The sequence below is a fragment of the Leptothoe sp. LEGE 181152 genome (assembly GCF_032906605.1).
Taxonomy (GTDB): Bacteria; Cyanobacteriota; Cyanobacteriia; order Phormidesmidales; family Phormidesmidaceae; genus Leptothoe; species Leptothoe turfae.
In genome coordinates this window covers 21,399-43,300 of record NZ_JASATU010000068.1, presented here as the reverse complement: position 1 = coordinate 43,300, position 21,902 = coordinate 21,399, and the positions used below count along the sequence as shown (strand labels likewise).

Sequence of the window (21,902 nt, the reverse complement as noted above, 5' to 3'; positions counted from 1 at the left end):
ACTACTCTCTAAAAAGAGTAAACACCTCCTAACATGGATCAGAAAACATATTTAACCAAGCTGATACTGTTGTGAAAAACAGTGAACATAGTTTTCTAAAAACCATGTTTCTTTAAGCAGGGCTTGCCCCAGAACCTTTAGCTTCTGACAAGCCTAGAAAACATATCACCAGCATTTTAAGGTCCCTCAACTCCTTAACGATAAAACCAGTATTGATCCCTAAAGCTTAAATATCACTAACGTTAGCTGGAAACCAAAAGCATAGTGACGGATTAAAAACCATGGCTACAGACGCAAATAAATGGTCAACAGCCTAACCAAATAAATTATAAAGATTGTCTGGGACAACTATTTTCAATGTTTATTTAATCATTGATTTTTCAATATGCTTACCGAGAGAAAAGCGGTAGATCCAACGACTTCAAGTAATCTCATCCTAACGCTGTCGTTTTGAGTTCTGAGGGAAACCCTATACTTCTTTCATAATTCCAAAACGCTGATACAACCGTGGCAAATGGTTGCCTAGAATTAGAAAACTCTCCCGCATAAGGGAATTAAATAGATCTATAAAATCTTTTTTACGCGACGAGAAAAATATAAAGTCGACTGAAGGGCTACCCCCTCTCCCTAGATCTAAGCAGCTCCTGCCCCCGTTTCATATGCTCAACAGTAGCCGTAGCTAATTTTATTTTTTTAGTGAAAAACTAAATCACTCTATTGCCATTGATGAATATATTGTTACAATACCCATCAAGTTTTGATATGCAGATATGTCTGTTTCCCTAGGGTCTTGGAGGTCCCGCAATGGAACCTATCTCCGCTGAAGTTATTCAGCAGGTGGCCGATTACTTCAGCGTTTTGAGCGAGCCCATGCGGCTCAAAATTTTGAATCTGCTGGGAAGTGGTGAGAAATGCGTGCAGGACCTGGTTGATGTTACCGAAACCAGTCAGGCTAATGTGTCTAAACACCTGAAAGTAATGATGCAGGCAGGCATCCTCACTAGGCGAACCGAAGGCACATCGTCTTTTTATCGGGTATCTGACGATCTGAGTTTTCAGCTGTGCAGCTTGGTTTGCGATCGCATCGCCAGTCGTATCGAAGAACAAGCCAAACATTTTCGTGCCTTTAGCTTCTCCAACCAAGAAGTTAGCAATAACGAGGCGGCTTCAACTGAAGCGGAAGTCACCAGCTAAAGTAATGGTAATGATTAGGCGTTAAACTCACAATTCAAAACTGTTGCCCAACCCGCCATCGACTAAATAATGCTGTAGTGACACCCAACCGTTGCCCAACCCGCCATCGACTAAATAATGCTGTAGTGACACCCAACTGTTGCCCAACGCGCTGCGCTTAAGGTATAGCTATCATCATCGACGTCTTCACCACCACTGATATCATCCAGTAAAGCCTGTACCAGCGGCAGGGCATTATCGCCAAGGGTCACCCGCTGATTACTGGCCGTATTGGCCATGGACAGCAATACTTTCCAACAGTTAGTCAAGGGATTGGTACTACAGACCAGATAGGTTTCAACCCTACCTTCTGAATCATCAACGACCCAGGCATTCTGAGTGGGCAGGCTGGTCGATGTTCCAGGCAATAAGGTCAAAGCAGTCTGTAATGACTCTATGGCATAGGGTTGACCATCACTGGGGGGGAAAAACGCCTGCATCCGATCCTTAGCGTCAAAAGCCAACAACATAGCATATACAGGAGTTGAACCAAAATTCAGGGCTTGGTAACGTAGCTGAGCCCCCTTAGAAAACTCCACCGGGCGATTTTGACGGCTGACAGCATCAGCTAAACGACTTTTCGAAGCCCTACCCGAGGCTTGACGAGTCTCATGCTGGAGTAAGAGTTTTTCAGTCTCCCCTGCTAATAACAGATTCAGCCGAACCGCCAAATGGGACGATGTTTGATTGTCACTCAACCGCAGCAGCTTCATAGCTAGCATGGTTTTGAGCTTAGGCGAAAGACGAGCCACCGCCATTTTGACTGCTTCGTCTTGCTTGGCTAAGGTACCCACCACCAGGGTACGGGTGGGGGTGAACAACCCATACCCCTGCCTCACGACTGGCATAGTGGGTAAATCGCCTCTATCTGCGATTTCTGAGCGAACCTGGCCCAACATACAGTCCGCCGGATGGATATCATCTGTAGAATCGACAAAGGACAGTGCAGCTAGGGCACTGGTGGCATCAACACGCTCAATTCTCTCCAGGCTGGAATCTAGAGCAACAACCAGGGGCAGATCTTTAGGTAAAACCCGCATTGTTTCGTATAGGGGCTGACCCACTGGCCAGGGTTCCCCATCGGGTAATTTGATGCGACTAGACAAACCAGTCTGCGATCGCACCATCACCACCTGCTCATCACTATCTAACTGCCTAGCAAATCCCAACCGTTCGCTGCACTGAACCACATCTGCCGGTAAGCCACCTAACCACAACGTGGCCGAACGCCCTTCAACAGACATAATCACCGCATCCAAACACGGTAGATCTGCATCACCATAAACAGCATGCTCATCGGCGGTTTGCGTAGTCCAATAAGGTGTCTGATTAGGCACCAGAGGCAAAATGGACTCTTGAGCCCCCCGCATAACAGCCGAAAGCTTAGCCGGTAGTTGGGTGGCCCACAGATAACGGGTAAGACCGTAGGTAAATAAGCCCGCTCCAAAATCAGACCACTGACGTTCAATCACCGGCTGGCCATCACGGGCAGCCATGAGCAAATCACCAGGGAAAAATGAGGGCTCTGCCGCAATTTGCAGCTTTTCCACCTCCGACGTACCATCCATAGATAACGGAGGACAGTACACATCCTCAACCGTCGGTATTATTCGGCGAGAACGCACACGATAGCCACTGGACAACATCTCATCAAGCTGACTATACCCAGCATCTACCACCGTAAATACTTGCTTAGTTTTGAGCTTAGCCAAAATTTGCTTCACCCAGGATACTGGCACATCCCTGGACAGAGGTTGAGCAGCTGTAGGTAAATAGCCATCCACAGGCACCCAAGTTTTAATGCGTTTTTCGCCCAGGGCTAGCTGACTACCACAACCACTGAAGTGAACAACCACAAAATCACTAGTATTCGACGTTTGAGTCAGCTGATAGAGGGCATCTAGAATACCGATCTGGGTTGCTTGGGCATCCACCAACGTAACAATGTTGTTCGGATCAAATCCAAAACGATAAAGCAACAGCTGTCTTTGCAGTTCAACATCTGTCAGACAGCCCTTGAAAGGGTCCACATCTTTTCCTAGAACCCCATTGGGATATTGGTTAATACCAATGAGCAAGGCTAGTTTGCGACGGGAAGGATCTGCCAGTGCCTGCTGCCAGCCTAGAAGCTGGGACTGACTGAGCCCAAAGGCTCCCAAGATGACACCTGTCGCTGACAAAAACTCCCGTCGCTTCACGACCCGATTACTCCATTAGCTTTAGCTTTAGGCATGCATGGCACGAGCCAACTCAGCAGCCACTTCTGGGCGAGAAAATTCCGGGGGGGGAAGCTCGCCACGACGCAACATTTCGCGCACCTTTGTACCCGATAGATGGATACGTTCTTCCTTACTACTGGGGCTAGTCTTACTAGTTGCCATAGTACCTGTACGGGTGCAGTAGAAGGCATGTTCAAACTTCATAGGTGTAATTCCCATTTCACCCGGTTCAAACTGATCAAAGATGTGCTGAGCATCGTAAGTGCCGTAGTAATCACCCACTCCAGCATGATCACGCCCCACAATAAAGTGAGTACAACCATAATTCTTACGAATTAAAGCGTGGAAAATTGCCTCGCGAGGACCAGCGTAACGCATAGCCGATGGATTAATTGCCAAAATTACCCGATCTTGCGGAAAATAGCGGTCCATCATGATTTCATAGCACCGCATCCTGACATCTGCTGGAATGTCATCCTTTTTAGTCGCACCGACCAGGGGATGCAAAAACAGACCATCCACAGTTTCTAGAGCACATTTTTGAATGTACTCATGGGCCCGGTGAATAGGGTTACGGGTCTGAAAACCAACCACGGTCTTCCAGCCACGCTCACGAAACATAGCGCGAGAAGCCGCTGGATCAATCTGGTACTTAGGGAATAAAGGATGAGGATCACGCTCTAGTAGCCAGACAGGACCAGCTAAATTAACAGCTCCCTGTTCATAGATAACTTTGACGCCAGGATGCTTATCCTCATCAGTACGATAAACATTAATCGCCTCTTTTTTCTTATCGTAGGTATACTTTTCAGTCAGCTCAAGTACACCAACATAGCGACCCGTCTTATCGTTAAGACGAATCAACATGCCCTCATTGAGGGGAGTAGCGACTTCTTCTGAAACAGAGAGGGTCACAGGTACTGACCAGGGCAGCCCATTAGCCAAACGCATATCAGTTACTACAGGTTCGTAGTCGGCTTTGCCCATGAACCCAGTTAAAGGGCTAAAGCCACCAATGGCGATCATGACTAAGTCCGACAGAGCCCGATCATCTAAAGTAACCTGGGGCAAAAAATCAGCTTTACTTAAAAATTCTGCTTTCTGCTCATCAGATACTAAACGATCGATCAGCGTGCCGCCGTGGGGGGCGATACCATCTTTAGTTAATGTCAAAACGTCCTCTTTTCTTCTATAGAAACTGCGTTAATGTTCATCTTCTGGAACGAACGGTCGAATAAGACCGCCGCCTAGCACCCGATCATCATCGTCGTACCATACCGCAGCCTGTCCCGGAGACACGCTAAACTGAGGCTCTTTGAAGACTAGCTTCACAGAACCATCTGCTAAGGGAAACACGGTGGCAGCTACCGCAGGTGAACGATAACGAATCTGGACTGTCACTGCCATGGGAGAGTCAGGGGCTTGAACCGAAACCCAGTTAACCCGATCGACAGTGCAGTAAGGCTGATGAACACTATCTCGTTCTCCCACAACCACCTGGTTGCGAGCAACGTCCAAAGAAATTACGTAAAGAGGAGCTGGAGCAGCGATGCCCAAACCTTTACGCTGACCGATAGTGTAATGATGAATACCTGTATGCTGACCCAGTACGTTGCCGTTAGTGTCAACAATATCCCCCGTCTTAGGCGCTAGATACTTATCCAAGAAAGCCTGCATAGAGCCATGCTGTTCAATTAAGCATAAGTCTTGACTCTCAGGCTTTTCCGCTGTGTGAAGACCTAATTTTGTCGCCATTTCCCGCGTTTGAACTTTAGTTTGTTCACCGAGGGGAAACTGGGTAGCACTGAGCTGTGCTTGGGTTAAATCATAAAGAAAATAGGACTGATCTTTCTTGCGATCAACCGCACGGCGCAGCTCGTAGCGCCCTGTATCGCTATTATAAGCAATCCGAGCATAGTGGCCCGTGGCAATGGTATCTGCCCCCAGTTCTTGGCGAGCATAATCTAACATAGGGCCAAACTTAACGCTGCGGTTGCACTGGGAGCAGGGTAAGGGCGTTACCCCTCGGCTGTAACCTTCAACCACATAGTTGATGATTTTTTCTTCGAACAGCTCACGGGTATCGACAACGTGATAAGGGATATCCAGCTCTTCACAGAGCTGAGCGGCATCCACCATCCCTTCAGAACAGCATTGCCCTTTACCTTTCATCAACCATAGAGTCAGGCCAATTACATCTTGCCCTTGCTGGTGCAATGTGGCTGCAGCGACCGAACTATCTACGCCCCCAGACAGACCTACAACAACTTTACCCATAGATACCCATAGATGATCGCACTCATCAAAATTGCCAATTCTTAGGCTAACACTCCATTCACAAATACGTGATTACTGGCCATCACTTTTAGCGTTTGAACTCAGGCGGGGGCTATGACCAAGACAATAAAAACTGAGACATTCACTTCAAGACATACAGTCATGAAACCTTCATATCCCGATGAAATGAAAAAACAAGGCAGCAGCCCCCATCGCCATTCATTCTGCGTTGCATCTAAACAGATGCAGGCCATTGAGGCTCAGCTCTTTGATGCAGGCTTTCCCGTGGCAGCCCTGATGGAAAAAGTAGCGGGACGCATTGCCGACTATTGGGCACAGCACTGGGACCGCTCTTATGAAGTCGGGGTTTTGGTAGGCCCCGGTCACAACGGTGGCGATGCCTTGGTGGTGGCCCGTGAGCTACACCTGCAAGGCTATGGGGTAAAAATTTATGGTCCTTTTGAGCGATGCAAATCGCTGACCATGGACCATGGTCGTTACTGTCGTAGCTTAGGGATTCCCTGGTACCAAACATGGAGTGAACTGGAGGCTAACCTGGGCCAGCGCTGTCGCCTGCTTGATGGTCTGTTTGGATTTGGCCTCAGTCGCCCCATTAGCGAGGAGGTCGCCACAGCGATCACCAGGATTAATCACAGTAATATGCCCGTTGTGAGCATTGATCTCCCGTCTGGCATCCACACCGACAGTGGAGAAGCATTAGGAATAGCTGTTAAAGCGGACATTACCCTCTGCCTGGGACTCTGGAAACGTGCCTGCTTACAGGAAATAGCTCAACCTTATTTGGGACATACGGAGTTGATTGACTTCGACATTCCTTTGGCAAACATTGAAGCTGTGCTGGGGGTTACACCAAAGGTACAGCGTTTAACACCTGGGCGGGCACTGCGGACCTTACCCCTGCAACGGTCTCCTGTGGCCCATAAGTATACTGTGGGGCAACTGTTGGCCATCGCTGGCTCCAGACAATATGCAGGGGCTGCACTGTTGACGGGTCACGGAGCCATGGCCAGTGGTGTGGGCATGGTGACCCTGGTTGTGCCAGAGACTATCCGTCCCTCAATGGTGGCCCAGTTGCCAGGAGCCTTGGTAATTGGAGCGGAGGAAACAGCAACAGGTGAAATAGCCACGCTGCCGCCGTTAGACCTGGACCGCTATGACACCATCGCCTGCGGACCTGGATTGGCTCAGGTTGACTGGCTATCTGACATTTTGGCCAGTTCTCCCCCCCTGCTCTTGGATGCCGATGGGCTCAATAGCACCACGACTGAGCAACTAACAAAACGCCTGGGACCAACTGTGATCACCCCACACCCCGGCGAATTTAGACGACTCTTCCCAGAACTTATTAGCGGTCATGATGGTGCGCTTCAGGCGGCCCAGCAGACTGGAACGATGGTCGTTCTTAAGGGCGCTAAGGTGGCCATTGCCAGCGGCGATCGGTTATGGGTTAACCCCCACAGCACCCCAGCCCTGGCACGGGGAGGCAGTGGGGACGTTTTAACAGGCTTAATGGGGGGGCTAATGGCTCAGAAAATAGCTGATGTCAACCGTGGGCAACGCCAGAAAAGTACCCCGGCAAACTCGACCGATGCTGTTTTAGAGGCTGCTATAGGCGCAGTCTGGTGGCATGCGCAAGCGGGTCTTTATGCTGAGCAACAACGCACGGTTCTAGGGGTGGATCCACTACAGCTAGCCCAGTCTTTAGATCCCGCTCTGGCAAATTATTTAGCTAACAAATAATTGTTGACCATCTGGTGATAACACTCCTACAGGCCCTTTGATTTGGAAGAGTTCATGCGCGATCGCAACGTAATTGCCATTAAACCAAGAATTGTCAGCGGCACAATTACATATTTGAGGGCAGAGCCAAACATCACAGTGCTGCCATGCTCGGTTGATTTCATCACCAGATATAAGGTGTAGGCCAAATAATAAGCCAACAGCAATACCCCTTCCCAACGACTCACCAAATTGTCGTTAAAACAAATTGGGAAACACATGATCGCGACTCCGATCATGACTGGAATATCAAAGGCTAAAACCGATGGCTCAATGGCAATACCGTTGGGGGATAAGGCACTTGTAACGCCCAACACCACCAAAATATTAAAAATATTACTGCCCACAACATTACCCACGGCAATATCTCGCTCTCCACGCAAACTCGCCACAATCGATGTAGCCAGCTCAGGCAACGACGTCCCAAAGGCCACAATCGTTAAACCAATGATGATGGGATTCACCTCCAGGGCCTCGGCAATGGTCACAGCCCCCCTTACTAAGAGCTGTGAACCCACCACCAAACAAGCCATCCCTCCCAAAAAAGCCAGGAATTCTATACCAACCTTAGACCAGGCAAATTCTCGAGGACCGTACTCTTGGGCATACTCATCCTGAACCTCAGGGTTCTGCTCACGACGACTTTGAAAAAGCAGAAAAAACGTATAGCTGAGACCACCTAACACCAAGACAACACCGTCAGATGTGTCAATAAATCCATCCAGGCTAAACAAAAAAACCAGACCGGATACCCCGATCATAATCGGTACATCCAGGCGGATTAGCTGCTGGGCAACGACTAGAGGGGCAACCAGGGCAGAGGCTCCTAAAATCAGCAACACATTGCAGATATTACTGCCAACCACATTCCCTACAGCCAGCTGCGTCTGATCATTAAATGAAGCGTGCAAGCTCACAGCAAGCTCTGGCGCACTGGTGCCAAAGGCAACAACTGTCAAACCAATCACCAGAGGAGAGATGCGCACCATAGCCGCCAGGTTGGAAGCTCCCCTAACTAAAAAATCTGCTCCAACCACCAGGAAAACTATCCCCAGTATGAGAAATACAGTGGCAGTCATGGCCCTACAGGCTATCTCCTTTCATACGTCTTTCTGTTAATTTATTCTTTCTAACCGGCCCCCTGGCCATCGATTTGAGTGTACCGGCTTTATTCGATACTATGCCGAGAGTTTGTTCTAATCAATGTACCTACAGGTATGAATAATTACCTAACAATCATTATTGTGCCGCCTACTAAGCAATGGCACAAACGAATAATCGCTGTAAATCTTGCCAACGAATCCACACATCTACCATGACGCTAGCCCCATGGCGACCCGCCTTAGCTCGAGCTCTTCATCGCAATCGTGCGCGAGCAGATTGTCGGTATTTACAGCTAGCAACCATTAATACAGAGGGTAAACCCTCTAATCGTACCGTAGTTTTTCGGGGATTTGTTGAAGAAGCCCTACAAATGGTCACCGATGGGCGTAGTGAGAAAGTCCAGCAAATACAAATGAATCCCTGGACCGAAGCATGCTGGTATTTCACCGTGACTCGCGAACAATTTCGTTTGGCAGGTCAACTCACACTGATTGGCCCAGACAACGATCCAGGAGATTTACGCCAAAAGGCCTGGCAGACAATGTCCGATCAGGCCCGCCAACAGTTTTATTGGCCCCAGCCAGGGCAAAGCAGATCAAACGCAAACGCATTTGAACCAACGACTGTATCCATGGAACACCCAACCGATAGTTTCTCTGTACTGTTGTTAACCCCTGAACATGTTGACCATTTAGCCCTACGCGGCCATCCCCAAGATCGACATATCTATGAACGAGGGGCAGGAGAATGGACAGTCCAAGCAGTTAATCCTTAAGTAATGGCAGCGTGAGCCTTGAACAATGAAAGGTCTGACCCACTAGCCCTTAGGGCAGCCGTCTAAAAACTCTTCGATGGCGCGATCCTTTAGCCGACAACAGTCACCCTCATCTTGGTCGTTCGGCTGAGCAGCACTCGCTACTATAGTCACCGGCAACGCTGGAGCTTTGGGCGGCTGCTGTAGTTGAGCGATCTGACGCTCTAGGGTTTCAATCCGATCGACTAAGGTGCGAATAACAGCAGCCTCAGAGTCAGGTAGCTGACCATGTTCCAAGGGGCCGGGACGGTTAGAAGAGCGGTGTACAACACGCCCAGGCACACCCACCACCGTGCAACCAGAAGGAACATTCCTGAGCACTACAGAACCAGCACCCACCCGAACATTATTACCAATTTGAATATTGCCAAGCACCTTAGCACCTGCCCCCACGACGACCTGGGTACCTAGGGTGGGGTGACGCTTGCCGGTTTCTTTACCGGTTCCTCCCAGGGTGACTCCTTGATAAATCAGAGAGTAATCTCCCACGATAGCTGTTTCACCAATGACCACACCCATACCATGGTCAATAAAGACGCCGCAGCCAATGGTGGCTCCTGGATGAATCTCAATACCCGTGATCAGACGCGCTACATGGGATACAAACCTCGGTAGAAACGGTAGTCCCAACTTCCACAGATTATGGGATAGGCGATAAAGCAATAAAGCATGCAGGCCCGGATAGCAAAACAGAACTTCCAGTGCATTACGGGCAGCTGGGTCCCGCTCAAAAACCACTTTAAAATCGGCAATAAAAGTTTGTAACACGTAGACGTCCTCAAAGGTGTTAATGCGTTGCTAAATCGCTGTATGTGTTGAAGATGTAGGACACCTGTCCATCTAGAATCAGAGTTTCCTAGCAGCGAACATGTTATGTATCAGCTGGGATGTGGCTTAAGTGGCACAATCGACAAATGTCATAACAGAACCATCCAGTAAGATTGGCAACAACGTAATGGAGTCTTTGCTAAAAATGTGACGTATATATTAACTTGCGCTCCGCAACTAGCATACCTCAGGGATAGATATTGAATCTGAGTGTTGGCTTAATTACAATTCCAGCGCGTTTGCTGGCCTCCAAGCCTTATTGGGATTGGGGATCAGTGGCTGAGGCGGACTCTGCTCTGTTTGAAACCAGAGATATCGTTTTACTGAAAATCGTTACAAGATGGGGTTGAGCCATGGTGGATACTCAATCTTTGCCGTTTATTCTTTTTGTCCAACACGGTTGGCACGATACCCATCGTCGTATTCATCGATTGGGGATCTCCTTAGCCGATCCAAACACAGAGGTAATCGCACCTAATCTAGGGTTAATTAAAACCTGGTGGCGCATTGACCCACTGATTGATCAAGTAGAACAAGTTGCGATCGCAACCCATCAGCACCACCCCAACCGTCCCTGGCGCATTGTTGGTCACTCCATGGGCGGATTAATTTGGCTAGAGTTGCTCGAGCGCCATCCCGAATGGTGGTCTCACGTCAGTTCAGTCAGCCTGGTGAGTTCACCGGTTGGAGGTGCTGACCTGGGGCGCATTTTTGACCCATTCCGATGGGGTATTGGCATCGCTAGAGATTTAGGCACTGACCGCCGTCAAATGGCTGAAAATCTGGCCCGTCACATCCCAATGCAAACCATTGCCAGCGATTACGATGGTGGCAGCGATGGCACAGTTCCCCTGCAGTGTTCTCAGTTTCGCCATGCCCACTACACCCAGCTCCAAGGAATTCGCCACGACAATACCAAAGACCATCCCGACGTCACCACAGCCATCCAAAATTTTTGGAGCATACTGCCCAAGGCTTCAACTGTGCCAGAGGATCCGTTAGAAGACACTATTATCGCCCAGATGCAAGCAATCCCTGGCATCACTGACGCCCACCACCGCAATTTTAATCGGTCTACTATCTGGGCTACCTTAACCCATGGGTTCTCCCTGCGCATCTGGCGTCATCCCCTGGGCATTCACCATGTTTTTCTAGCCGATGCTCAACAGCGTTGTCGCTTTGCTGGGTTTGTCGGCTGGGCTGACACCCAAGGCTTATATCAAAGATTAGCGATGATTAAACAGCGGCACTGTAAACAGTAGCTAGTGCCTGCTTGCTGCCATGGCACATTGATAGCAGAAGCCATGCCGAGGACTATACTAGCTTCTATGCCATTGCAGCAATGCCCATGCCCCACACTCAGAGTGCGTCTGGCGTAGTTTCCATGAATTCCGTCACAGTGTCGGAGCGATCTTCCAAGCTACCGCCTGAGCTACCAAGCCCCGAGCTATGCCCCGAGCTATCAATTATTGTCCCGCTTTACTGCGAAGAGTCTAACGTCGACCATTTGTTTGCACGGCTAGAGCATGTCGTCCATGGCTTAGGGACAAATTACGAAATTGTCTGTGTTGATGATGGCAGCAAGGATAATACCCTGCTGCGATTGATTGATCACCATCACCGTAACCCTGCCATTAAAGTTGTGGCCCTAGCCCGTAACTTTGGCAAAGAACTCGCCCTCACTGCGGGCATTGACTATAGCAAAGGCAAGGCCGTAGTCCCCATCGATGCCGATTTGCAAGATCCTCCCGAGTACATTCAGGACCTGATGGAAAAGTGGCGAGAAGGATATGACGTTGTCTATGCAAAACGCCGCCATCGCCAGGGAGAAACCTGGCTGAAGAAATTCTCAGCCAATGGGTTTTATCGAGTCATCGGCAAAATGAGCCAGGTGCCCATCCCTCAAGACACCGGGGATTTTCGGCTCATGGACCGTAAGGTTGTAGATGCCCTCAAACAGCTATCCGAGCGTACTCGATTTATGAAAGGGTTATTTGCCTGGGTGGGCTACAAGCAAACGTATATTACTTACGACCGTGACCCGCGCCACAGCGGCAACAGTAAGTGGAACTATTGGAAACTCTGGAACTTTGCCATTGATGGCATTGTGTCCTTTAGCTCCACACCTCTGAGGATATGGGGCTACCTGGGGGTGATGATTTCTGTTATCTCCTTTGTCTATGCATCGTTTTTAGTCATCCGCACCCTGGTGCTAGGCATTGATGTACCGGGCTATGCATCGCTCATGGTGGCAATTTTGTTTCTGGGGGGCATTCAGTTAGTTAGCCTCGGCATTATTGGCGAGTATCTAGGTCGCGTATATGAGGAAGTTAAACAGCGCCCCCTATATTTAGTACGGGAGTTCTATGGAGAGCAAATAAAATAAACCCTGAATATTTCCCGTGGCCAATTGTAGCGACGTTCCATGGAACGTCGCTACAATTGGCCACGGGGTTAGAAAACCATAGATGGGCGATCAATGGCTAACTTCAAACGCCTGGTTTTAATCATGGCCCTAGTCTGCATTGCCGCAACTGGGGTTGCCATATTCTCCCTAGGAGGTATAGATCCTGTGTGGCTACAAACCAGCCTCGACCGGGCAGGCCTGTGGGGACCTATTTTTTACATCGTGATCTACACGGTGGCAACGGTATTGATATTGCCGTCTACTGTGCTCAACCTGGCGGGGGGAGCGTTGTTTGGTCCCTGGTTAGGCTCGCTATGGACAACCATTGGAGCGTTGATAGCCGCCATGGTCGCCTTCGGCTTTACCCGCACCGTGGGGCGAGAGCTGGTGGAAAAACGACTGGCTGGTTACTGGCAAACCCTTGATGCCGAAATTCGCCATGGTGGCATGGTTTACATATTCTCCATTAGACTGCTGCCAGTCATTCCCTATGGTTTGGTAAATTTTGCTGCAGGTCTTACATCCATTAGCTGGAAAGACTATGTGGTCGGAACAACCTTGGGCACACTACCAGGGGTATTACCCTTTGTGCTGTTGGGCAGCTCTGGCCTCACACTTTCCCAAACTGGGGATTTGGTGCCTCTAGTGATAGCGTTGACCTTAATTGGCATGCTGGTGGGTGGAGCCACCTGGTATCGAAGGCGACGGGCATTGCCCAAGGCAGTGCCGACCGTCCCAGCTAACAGCTCAACCAACAATCAGAATCGGACCCCTTGAAGGAGACTTCCTGTGTCACAGAGTCCTATATCTTCACAAACTAATTCTCTTGGTAGACTTACGGGTTTAATCCAACAGATACGGATTGAATGGATATTGATTGCGGCCATTGCGATCGCATGTCTGATTCGAGTTATGTACGTGGGTGCGCGAGAATTCTGGTACGACGAAGTCTTATCATTGCTGCTATCCACCTCCCAGCGCACCGGCTATAGCAACCCGCCCGATATCCCCATTGCACTGGCCGATTATGGCAATCTGCTACAGCTGCCACCTTTCAGTGGTGCCAGTGATTTCATCAAAGCCATTAAACCCCTATTACAAGGGTTAGTCGGGCGCGAACCCCATCCCCCGCTTTTCTTTTTATCTCAGTACCTGTGGCTACCCCTGACAGGCACACAGGAAATCGGTGTACGCAGCCTCAATCTGTTGTTGAGCCTGGGCGCAATTTTAGGAGCCTATGGCATGGGCAAAGCCCTCTTTAACCATCGAGGAGGTCTGATACTAGCAGCACTGTTGGGTTTAAACCCATTTTTTTGGTTTCATTCTTTAAATGTGCGCATGTATTGCCCAACAGTGTTGTGGGTTACCCTGGGCGGTTGGGCAGCGCTACAGCTCTGCAATCAGCGTTTATCTCGCCCGGCACGATGCGGATGGTATCTATTACTAACACTGTCGGTAACAGCGGGAGTTCTGACCTATTATCTCTCAGCCCTATGGTTTATGGCCCTGGGCTGCGTGATTCTCATCCAAGACCGTAAACGCTGGTGGCAGTATGGACTGTGCGGCCTCGGTGCCCTTTGTTTAGCAATCCCCTGGGCCTATTGGGGTCTACCACAACAGCTCAGAAATGTAGACCTCAATCGATTTTCCACTAAAAGTACTTTAGTAGAAACCATCACCCAGCATATTCAAGGTTTACTAGAAGTTCTAGGCATTCAACTAATAGTGGGAGACTGGGCAACCAGTTTACCCATAGCTGTTGTTTTAGCCATGGGCATCATCGCAATCTTTTTGTTAGCCGGGATTATCTGGTACCTATGGCGTTTATTGAGGCAAGAGTCTCCCGCATTACTGATCACAATTCTTATATTAGGGTGCTTACCCCTATTGCTGATGCTAGGGTCCGACATCTTATCAGGCAAGTCCACCTTAGCCTGGGGGTTTGGGCGTAGTGCTATTTTCATTTTGCCAGGTCTGTTGTTGATGGTTACTGCTTGGGTCATAAATCTGCCCACCAGCTGGAAAAAGCCAGTTTTGCTAACCATCTTAGTTATGTATCTTGGCCTCAATGTCGGCGATATGGCTGGCCGTAACCGTCAGGTATTTCAGCAGATTGCTGCAACAGCTACAGCCTCAGACTCTACCCTAATAGCTATGAATTCTAAAGCCTGGGGCCATGTGTTACGGCTGGTGTATTATCTGCCCAAGGGCACCTCTGTAAAACTGTTAGCGACCCACCCAGCGATGCTACCTGAGTCATTAGAGACGGTTCTCGCTGATGGTAATGAGACCTATGAAAGAGTTGTATGGCTAGAAGCGGCGAGACCTGTATGGCAAGCACCAAAAGACCCAGCAGAGACCACAAAGATTCGGCAAGATGTTGAACAACTCTTGAGCATTGACTATCAGCCCGTAGGCAACCAAGAACTTGTGGGCACCATGGAATTAGACAGATTTAGTTTAAATGTTTACGAGAGAATGCCTTAGCTTGATTTTCAAGATTCTTCTAACATCGACAATTGTTCACCCTGTTGAGCATAGAACACATCTTCCACATCACCGCGACGAAACAGGGGCTGCTGCTGACGTTTAGATAAACGATGTTCTAGTCCTGCCTTAATTAGCAAATCCAACGCATCTTTTTTGCGTTTCCCCAAAATCGCCGCCGCATCTTGGAGACGAATCCATTGCTGGCGAAATAGCCCTAAGATCTTCTCTTCAGGTTCTTGCTGAATCAGGGTCAACAATATCTCGGCCAGGAGCCAGCAGGCTTTAGTATCAGCTTTCGCCCGGTGAGACGTACCCACATCAAAATTAAAATGTTTGACTAAATTGGGCAGACTGCGGGAGGGTAAATCTGCCAGCAATAGCCGGGACAGTAAGACGGTGCAAAAGCGATGGCTGGGGGGACGATAATAGTGAACGTCTAAACGCTTATATTCAGATTGGAGAAATCCGTAGTCAAAGTCCAGATTATGGGCAGTGAGCACATCCTGGCGCAGTAGGTGTTCGTAGTCGGCCCATACTTCCTCAGGGTAGGGGGCCTTGCTGACCATGGCGGTGGTAATGCCGGTAATTTTGGTAATGAAAGGCGGCACCTTACCGGTGGGGTTAATTAGGGACGTTTCTTGCTGGAGGATGCCGTCGGTCAGATTGGCTTTGATGACGGAAACTTCGATGACGTTGGACTTGTAGGCGACAGAGCCAGTGGTTTCGACATCGACAACAGTCAGGGTGGATTGGCTTACCCGCCGGTAAAAGGCCAGCAGTTGTTTGGAAAGAAGGGAGGATTGACCCTGGTATTTTTTTCCCGACGGTTGAGCGGCCATGGTTGGGAGCGGCGACAGCGTTAGTTATTGTAGCGCTATGGCTATGGTCTAATTTTGATTAGTCGAGCTACTATTATACAAAGTATAATTATAAAGTGTTTTACGCTATGGAAATTCAGCTTAAAAAATGGGGCAATAGTTTGGGGTTTCGAATTCCTCATCAGCTGGTCACCCGCCTTGGTCTGGATGAAAACTCTACCTTGGAGGTTCTTGAGGTGGATAATACGTTGGTGATCAAGAAAAAGAGTAGCCCGCCTAGTTTAGATATTTTGCTTGCCAGTATTCCTGATGATTTTGCTTATCCTGACGATGTGGTTGATTTTATAGGTGGTGAGCCTACGGGACAAGAATTGATTTGATCAGAGTCTTGGCAAATGGTCAATGGTATCGCGGGGCATCCACAAGGGAGTGCCCCTACAGGAATTGGGGGGTATGAATTTTAATGTGGTGTAGCAATTATGGATATTCAGCGGGGTAATATTCTTTGCGTTAATCTAAATCCGACTACGGGGCGTGAGCAAACGGGTAATGCTCGTCCTTGTTTGGTGCTTAGCCGTACTCAGTTTAATCAGGCGAGAAAAGGAATTGTGATTGTTTCTCCGATTACGAGCACGATTAGGCCCGAGATTAAGACGATGATTACTATCCCTGAAGGTTACAAAATTCAGGGATCTATTATTGCTGAGCAGGTTCGGACGTTAGATCTGAGTAAGCGTTGGTGGAAGCCTACGGGGGAGAGATTGCCGGAAGAGTTTGTTGATTATGTAGTTGCGACTCTCAATATTATTATCGGCAATGATTAGGGTGAAGGTTTGCAGTTTTATGTTTCCTGCCAGCGTACCTTTCAACTTCGCTCAAGGTACGGCCATATATTAATCAGACAACAAATGACTACCTTTTGTCGTTACTATTGTGGTGCAAAATTGATGCTTCGTCCTGACTTTAGTTACTATTAATTGGTTGGAGCAACGGCAATGGCTAAACTTGGATAAGGTTGAGTACGGATCGTGTTGAGGTGGTTGTGATGGTGGATCGGACAGCCTTAGTGAAACGAATTACTCAAACACCTGGTAAATGTGGAGGACGTCCTTGTATTCGGGATATGCGAATTCGGGTGGTGGATATTTTAGAAACGCTAGCAGAAGGGGGCACTGCTAGCGAAATTTTAGAAGATTTTCCTGATTTAGAGGCCGCTGATATACAAGCTTGTCTGTTATATGCTGCAATGCGGATTGATCTCCCGAGGTTGGTTGCATGACCTTCTGTGAATAGCCTATTAAGGCAATGCTACAAATCTGAATAGCGGCTTTTGATTTGGCTAGAATACTGCGGTGGCAACCAAGATACCCCGCTATGGCTGATACGATTTTGCTGACGATTGACTGGCGTGAGGCAGATAGTGATATGCCTGAAGAGCAGCAGGAAACGCTGACCCAAACGGTGTTTCAGGAACTGCGGGCGTTAGATGAAGTGGAAGATGTGCAGCGGGTGGCAGACCCGGAGGTGCCAGACGGGGGCATGGGTGCTAACTGGCTGTGGAGTGTTTTGACAGCAGAAATAACTGTTGAGGGGATTAAGCAGGTGTGTCAGGATGCTTATGAACGGCTACCTGGTAAACCGATTGAGTTTACCCTGGAAGTCGACGGGAAGAAAGCCAGCATTGGGGCGAAGAATGTCCGCCCGGATAGCTTTGATGAGACGCTTGAAAAACTGATTGCAGCGGCACAGAAACTACAGGATAGTTAACCAAAACAGTGGGGAATTGGCTGGTTTAGGGCTGAAAGAATTGGAAGGTGCTGACTGCTGGGTGAATGGCTAGAAAAATTGCATTGCTGATGGTGTTGGGGAGTATGGCAGCGGGCTAAAGCCGTTGCGATGTCCGGCTAATGGTGTGAATGCAATGCAAGAATTGCTGGAAAATCCTGAGATTGGTGGCTTTGATCAGGTGGTGCCGCTGATTAATCCGGATGTGGGGACGATGCAGGCTCGCATTGGTGAAGTGTTTGGTCAGCTGTCTAAAAATGACCTGGTGTTGTTTTATTTTACGGGCCATGGCATTAAGGATATGTCTGGCAACTTTTATCTATCAACAACACAAACTCAGCTATTTAAGAGTGGCAGCCTAAACCCTGGTACAGCTGTTGCAGCAGACTTTGTTAAACGGGTGATTCGGGGCTCGTATGCTCAGCGTAAGGTGGTGATTTTAGATTGTTGCTTTGCCTCCGCCTTTGCCGAGGGCATTACGGGGATGGACGATAGTAGCATTGATGTGGAGACCCAGCTGGGAGGTAAAGGCTGGTGTGTAATGACGGCATCGAAATCTACTCGCTATGCTCTAGAGCAAGAGGGTGAAGATTTGTCGGTGTATACCCGTTATTTGGTAGACGGGATTAGAACCGGCGGTGCAGCCTCCGATGAACAGGAGCGGATTTATATCAAGGATTTACATAGCTATGTGCAAACCCAGGTAAAAGCAGCTGCACCAGCCATGGAGCCTGCTATTTTTAATGGTTTGGACGGGACAAAAATTGCTATCGCCAAAATACAGGTGGATAGTTTACAGCGCTATCGGAAACAGGTACAGCGCAAGGTGAGAAACGGTCGAATTCGCCCTGCAGCCCTTGCGAATTTAAAACAGCAACAAATTCGACTAAGGGTTTCTGATGAGGATGCGGCTGCAATTTTAGAAGAGGTGTTAAAGCCTTATCGGGAAAAGGCTAAGCATTTGGAAACTTATAAACAGGCGCTGATCGCAGAAAAAGAGTTTGCCTATCCGTTGGATGATGAGGCGATTGAGGAACTGGAGGAGCTAAAGCGTCAGCTGAACTTACGGGATGAGGATGTAAGGGCAACTGAGAAAGAGATTTTAGGTGATGGGTTAAAACAGCAACTGACTCAGCCACCAGACGTTTCACCTGCTCCTGCACCAAAAGTTAAACCTGTAAAAACCACTAAAGCTCAGAAATACCAGACTTTTTCATTTAAGACTGCACGGGTGGATGAGAAAGGTAAGGTAATTGAAACTCTAGAGAAAAAGGCGGAGTTTTTCGCTGAAGATTTGGGTGACGGTATTAAATTAGAGATGGTGAAGATTCCTGGTGGCACTTTTATGATGGGGGCTGCTGAGGGAGAAAAAGGTGCAAGCGATGATGAGTATCCACGGCACAAGGTGACGGTGTCTGAGTTTTGGATGGGGAAGTTTGCGGTTACCCAAGAGCAGTGGCAGGCGGTGGCGAAGCTTAAGAGAATTGAACGAGACTTGAATGGCGATCCAGCCCGTTTCAAAGGGGCCAAACATCCAGTTGAGAAGGTGAGTTGGCAGGAGGCTGAAGAGTTTTGTAAACGGCTATCGAAAAAAGCAAAAAAAGAGTATAAATTGCCTAGTGAAGCACAATGGGAGTATGCCTGTCGGGCTAACACTAAAACGCCATTTCATTTTGGTCCGACAATCACTAAAGATTTAGTCAACTATTATGACGGCAAGCAACAAGGGACAAAAGAAGTAGGGAGTTTTGCGATCGCAAACCCATTTGGCCTTTACGATATGCATGGCAACGTATGGGAATGGTGCTTAGATGACTGGCACGACACCTATAAAGATGCTCCTAAAGATGGAAGCGCATGGATATCCCTTGACAAAATAAAAATACTGCGGGGCAGTTCCTGGGACCTCAACCCGGTCTTCTGCCGCTCTGCCAATCGCAGCAGGAGCGGCCTCGTCCGCTGCAACGACGGTATTGGTTTTCGAGTGGTCTGTTTTCCTCCCAGGACATAATATTAGCTCTTTACACTCTTCTCCTCTTTTCCCTCGCTCCCAGACTCTGCCTGGGTAACCCGCCAGCAGCCCCGTGGCTCCGCCACCATCATGAGGCAGAGCCTCCACACTCGCTGGTCCAGGCAGAGCCTGGGACCTAGGTTGTGGGAGCTAGACGGGAGTGATTGATAACAATCCAGGTTCTCCCAAATAATTCCGATAGCTCGAATAACGCCAGTGGGCCGGATTATCCACATATCCACGTTTCACCGGATTGTTATGAATATAATCTAGCTTCTGTCGCAACATTTCATCCGAACAAATCATCTTTGGATGAAACCCCTCTTGCCACATTTGATAGCGCTGCCCCGTCTTATGAGACAACTTGATAGAGTGCCCAGTCAGAGGCTTGGCCACCAGGTAAGCTGCCTTAAAGCACTGTCATGTAAGTCTCTTTGCCTGTGACTGGTAAATGTCGTAATCGCTGATTTTGTAAATCTGGCTCTAAGCCTAAATCTTCTAGCGGTATCAATCCCAATAAAGGCGTTTGCCCAGCAGGTAGCTCTACACAGTCATAACGACCTTCCCGTCCTTCAACAGTCAGCTTGAGACCTTCATAAACATTAACCGTCTGTGGTCCCGTCGCAGTTTGAGCGTCAATAGTGCCTGTTAACTTAAGCCCCAATTTTTGAATAACCTCAGTAGGTAAACAAAGGCGAGTAGCACCAGTATCCACAAGAGCATTATCCACCGTTATCGAACGAACCTGAGCAACTGGAATAAAGCCTCGTTCTGCTAAAACCTGATCAACCCAATTGATCAGATTTAAAGTAACGACGACTTTACCCATAGTGTTGTTGTACGTTGGTTGCCTATCCATCATTCCCACAAGTCAAACAGGTTGCGCCATAGCCGTACTCTCCCCAATTATAATGCCAACCCATAAACCCAACCCAGTTCTCCCCACAAGAGCCTCGTATAGTCCTGTGCTGGGTAAAAAAGAAAAATCACCCCAGCATTTCACGGCATCCAACCTGGAAATCAGGATCTAGAACTGAAGATCTGAAAGCGTTTGTATTGAAATATTGCCAATTGATTTGACTCACAGCCTTTATCTGGGCGAAATGGATACGTTAGATACAGGCAACCTCACTAAACCTCTTCTGCTTGGAGTTATGTTGACGCTTTCGAAAATGAAACTTGGCCAAAAGTTTACGCTGATGCTAATGGTCGTCTTTATAGGCGGCATTCTGATGAGTGGCATCGCCTTATCAAGCTTACTTAATCACACTGCCCAAGCAGAGCTCACCAACAAAGCACTGATGCTGATGGAAACCATGAACTCTGTGCGTCAGTACACTGTTGATGAGGTACGACCAGAACTGGCAGAACGTAGCGAAACTCAATTTTTGCCAGAAACTGTGCCCAGTTACTCGGCCCATAGAGTATTCGAAACGCTGCAAGCAAGCCCAGACTATAAAGATTTTTTCTATAAAGAAGCTGTCTTAAATCCCACTAATATTAAAGACAAAGCGGATGAGTTTGAAGCATCACTGGTCAGCTCATTTGATCGGCCTAACAGTCGCGAAGAATTACACGGTTTTAGAAAGACACCGGGCGGCAAACTGTTCTACATCGCTCGACCAATTCAAATTAAGCAGGAGGCTTGCTTATCATGCCATAGCACTCCAGATCAGGCCCCTAAGAGCATGATTGAGAAATATGGCAGCGACAATGGGTTTGGCTGGCAGCTGGACGAAATCATCGGCACCCAGATTATCTCGGTACCAGCAAAAACTGTATTTAGAACGGCTAATAAGTCATTGTTTATTACCCTGGCGGTTTTTACTGGGGTATTTGCGATCGCAATCCTCCTCGTCAATCTTTGGCTCAAGCGCTACGTCGTCCGCCCCATCAACCGCATGGCCGCCACTGCAGAAGCCGTCAGTACCGGTGATACCAAAGCCGAATTTATCAAATGGTCTGACGATGAAGTTGGCAACCTCACCGACTCCTTTAACCGTATGCGCCTCAGCCTACAAATGGCCATGCAGCGATTAGAGCGCCATCGCCGTAGTCGCAAAGGCAGCCAGGGGGCTGGTTAAGGGCGTCCGATATCGCAGGTCAACCAATTGAC

20 protein-coding genes and 1 pseudogene are annotated in these 21,902 nt (G+C 48.5%); 13 read left to right on the top strand and 8 right to left on the bottom strand.

What is annotated here, in order from left to right; genetic code table 11:
* Positions 1-804 precede the first annotated feature (804 nt).
* Complete coding sequence (locus tag QGP82_RS33935; protein WP_006515011.1) at positions 805-1,194, top strand: ArsR/SmtB family transcription factor; 390 nt, start codon at positions 805-807, stop codon at positions 1,192-1,194.
* A 110-nt stretch (positions 1,195-1,304) separates the two neighbouring features.
* Here the strand turns inward: QGP82_RS33935 and QGP82_RS33930 are convergent, their stop codons facing one another.
* From QGP82_RS33930 to mnmA, 3 genes are read right to left on the bottom strand one after another with little or no spacing between them, the layout of a single operon-like run.
* Positions 1,305-3,431 (bottom strand): caspase family protein, encoded by a 2,127-nt coding sequence (locus QGP82_RS33930; RefSeq protein WP_163665450.1) that lies wholly within the window; start codon positions 3,429-3,431, stop codon positions 1,305-1,307.
* A 27-nt stretch (positions 3,432-3,458) separates the two neighbouring features.
* Positions 3,459-4,625, bottom strand: a complete 1,167-nt coding sequence (gene sat, locus QGP82_RS33925; protein ID WP_163665452.1) for a sulfate adenylyltransferase — start codon at positions 4,623-4,625, stop codon at positions 3,459-3,461.
* A 30-nt stretch (positions 4,626-4,655) separates the two neighbouring features.
* Positions 4,656-5,729 carry a tRNA 2-thiouridine(34) synthase MnmA gene (gene mnmA / locus QGP82_RS33920; protein ID WP_163665454.1) on the bottom strand — a complete coding sequence of 358 codons (1,074 nt, stop codon included), beginning with the start codon at positions 5,727-5,729 and terminating at the stop codon, positions 4,656-4,658.
* A 162-nt stretch (positions 5,730-5,891) separates the two neighbouring features.
* Here mnmA and QGP82_RS33915 point away from each other — a divergent pair, with 162 nt between their 5' ends.
* On the top strand, positions 5,892-7,490 hold the full coding sequence (locus tag QGP82_RS33915; protein WP_499062244.1) for an NAD(P)H-hydrate dehydratase: 1,599 nt from the start codon (positions 5,892-5,894) through the stop codon (positions 7,488-7,490).
* Between the two features lie 26 nt (positions 7,491-7,516).
* Here the strand turns inward: QGP82_RS33915 and QGP82_RS33910 are convergent, their stop codons facing one another.
* Positions 7,517-8,608, bottom strand: a complete 1,092-nt coding sequence (locus QGP82_RS33910) for a calcium/sodium antiporter (protein ID WP_163665458.1) — start codon at positions 8,606-8,608, stop codon at positions 7,517-7,519.
* 236 nt (positions 8,609-8,844) lie between these two features.
* Here QGP82_RS33910 and QGP82_RS33905 point away from each other — a divergent pair, with 236 nt between their 5' ends.
* Positions 8,845-9,408 carry an Npun_F5749 family FMN-dependent PPOX-type flavoprotein gene (locus QGP82_RS33905; protein WP_499062242.1) on the top strand — a complete coding sequence of 188 codons (564 nt, stop codon included), beginning with the start codon at positions 8,845-8,847 and terminating at the stop codon, positions 9,406-9,408.
* Positions 9,409-9,450: 42 nt separating this feature from the next.
* On the opposite strand, the gene cysE is transcribed toward QGP82_RS33905, so the two are convergent.
* Positions 9,451-10,215, bottom strand: a complete 765-nt coding sequence (cysE, locus tag QGP82_RS33900; RefSeq protein WP_163702399.1) for a serine O-acetyltransferase — start codon at positions 10,213-10,215, stop codon at positions 9,451-9,453.
* Between the two features lie 413 nt (positions 10,216-10,628).
* Here cysE and QGP82_RS33895 point away from each other — a divergent pair, with 413 nt between their 5' ends.
* The 4 genes from QGP82_RS33895 (at position 10,629) to QGP82_RS33880 (ending at position 15,169) form a co-directional block, all read left to right on the top strand.
* Positions 10,629-11,537 (top strand): alpha/beta hydrolase, encoded by a 909-nt coding sequence (locus QGP82_RS33895; protein ID WP_499062241.1) that lies wholly within the window; start codon positions 10,629-10,631, stop codon positions 11,535-11,537.
* A 122-nt stretch (positions 11,538-11,659) separates the two neighbouring features.
* On the top strand, positions 11,660-12,661 hold the full coding sequence (locus QGP82_RS33890; RefSeq protein WP_250564992.1) for a glycosyltransferase family 2 protein: 1,002 nt from the start codon (positions 11,660-11,662) through the stop codon (positions 12,659-12,661).
* Positions 12,662-12,754: 93 nt separating this feature from the next.
* The gene (locus QGP82_RS33885) at positions 12,755-13,459 is read left to right on the top strand and encodes a TVP38/TMEM64 family protein (protein WP_499062240.1); all 705 of its coding nucleotides are present in this window, start codon (positions 12,755-12,757) and stop codon (positions 13,457-13,459) included.
* 12 nt (positions 13,460-13,471) lie between these two features.
* On the top strand, positions 13,472-15,169 hold the full coding sequence (locus QGP82_RS33880; RefSeq protein WP_499062239.1) for a glycosyltransferase family 39 protein: 1,698 nt from the start codon (positions 13,472-13,474) through the stop codon (positions 15,167-15,169).
* Between the two features lie 8 nt (positions 15,170-15,177).
* Here the strand turns inward: QGP82_RS33880 and QGP82_RS33875 are convergent, their stop codons facing one another.
* Complete coding sequence (locus QGP82_RS33875) at positions 15,178-16,011, bottom strand: 3'-5' exonuclease (protein WP_163665470.1); 834 nt, start codon at positions 16,009-16,011, stop codon at positions 15,178-15,180.
* A 107-nt stretch (positions 16,012-16,118) separates the two neighbouring features.
* Between QGP82_RS33875 and QGP82_RS33870 the strand changes: the two genes are divergently transcribed.
* The 5 genes from QGP82_RS33870 to QGP82_RS33850 all read left to right on the top strand — a co-directional run bounded on the left by QGP82_RS33870 (position 16,119) and on the right by QGP82_RS33850 (position 19,786).
* Positions 16,119-16,370: an AbrB/MazE/SpoVT family DNA-binding domain-containing protein gene (locus QGP82_RS33870; protein ID WP_163665472.1), complete on the top strand. Its 252-nt coding sequence runs from the start codon at positions 16,119-16,121 to the stop codon at positions 16,368-16,370.
* A gap of 99 nt (positions 16,371-16,469) precedes the next feature.
* The gene (locus QGP82_RS33865) at positions 16,470-16,814 is read left to right on the top strand and encodes a type II toxin-antitoxin system PemK/MazF family toxin (RefSeq protein WP_163702392.1); all 345 of its coding nucleotides are present in this window, start codon (positions 16,470-16,472) and stop codon (positions 16,812-16,814) included.
* A 221-nt stretch (positions 16,815-17,035) separates the two neighbouring features.
* Positions 17,036-17,269 (top strand): DUF433 domain-containing protein, encoded by a 234-nt coding sequence (locus tag QGP82_RS33860; RefSeq protein ID WP_499062371.1) that lies wholly within the window; start codon positions 17,036-17,038, stop codon positions 17,267-17,269.
* A gap of 95 nt (positions 17,270-17,364) precedes the next feature.
* Positions 17,365-17,757: a hypothetical protein gene (locus tag QGP82_RS33855; RefSeq protein WP_499062238.1), complete on the top strand. Its 393-nt coding sequence runs from the start codon at positions 17,365-17,367 to the stop codon at positions 17,755-17,757.
* A gap of 82 nt (positions 17,758-17,839) precedes the next feature.
* On the top strand, positions 17,840-19,786 hold the full coding sequence (locus QGP82_RS33850; RefSeq protein ID WP_499062370.1) for a caspase, EACC1-associated type: 1,947 nt from the start codon (positions 17,840-17,842) through the stop codon (positions 19,784-19,786).
* 150 nt (positions 19,787-19,936) lie between these two features.
* Here QGP82_RS33850 and QGP82_RS33845 read toward each other — a convergent pair.
* Together QGP82_RS33845 and QGP82_RS33840 are read right to left on the bottom strand one after the other, a co-directional pair.
* Positions 19,937-20,152: pseudogene (locus tag QGP82_RS33845) on the bottom strand (transposase); the annotation flags it as partial.
* 43 nt (positions 20,153-20,195) lie between these two features.
* A complete protein-coding gene (locus QGP82_RS33840) occupies positions 20,196-20,615 on the bottom strand; it encodes an aspartyl protease family protein (RefSeq protein ID WP_163660901.1) in 420 nt (139 codons plus the stop codon).
* 343 nt (positions 20,616-20,958) lie between these two features.
* Between QGP82_RS33840 and QGP82_RS33835 the strand changes: the two genes are divergently transcribed.
* Positions 20,959-21,870, top strand: a complete 912-nt coding sequence (locus QGP82_RS33835) for a Tll0287-like domain-containing protein (protein ID WP_499062237.1) — start codon at positions 20,959-20,961, stop codon at positions 21,868-21,870.
* Positions 21,871-21,902 lie beyond the last annotated feature (32 nt).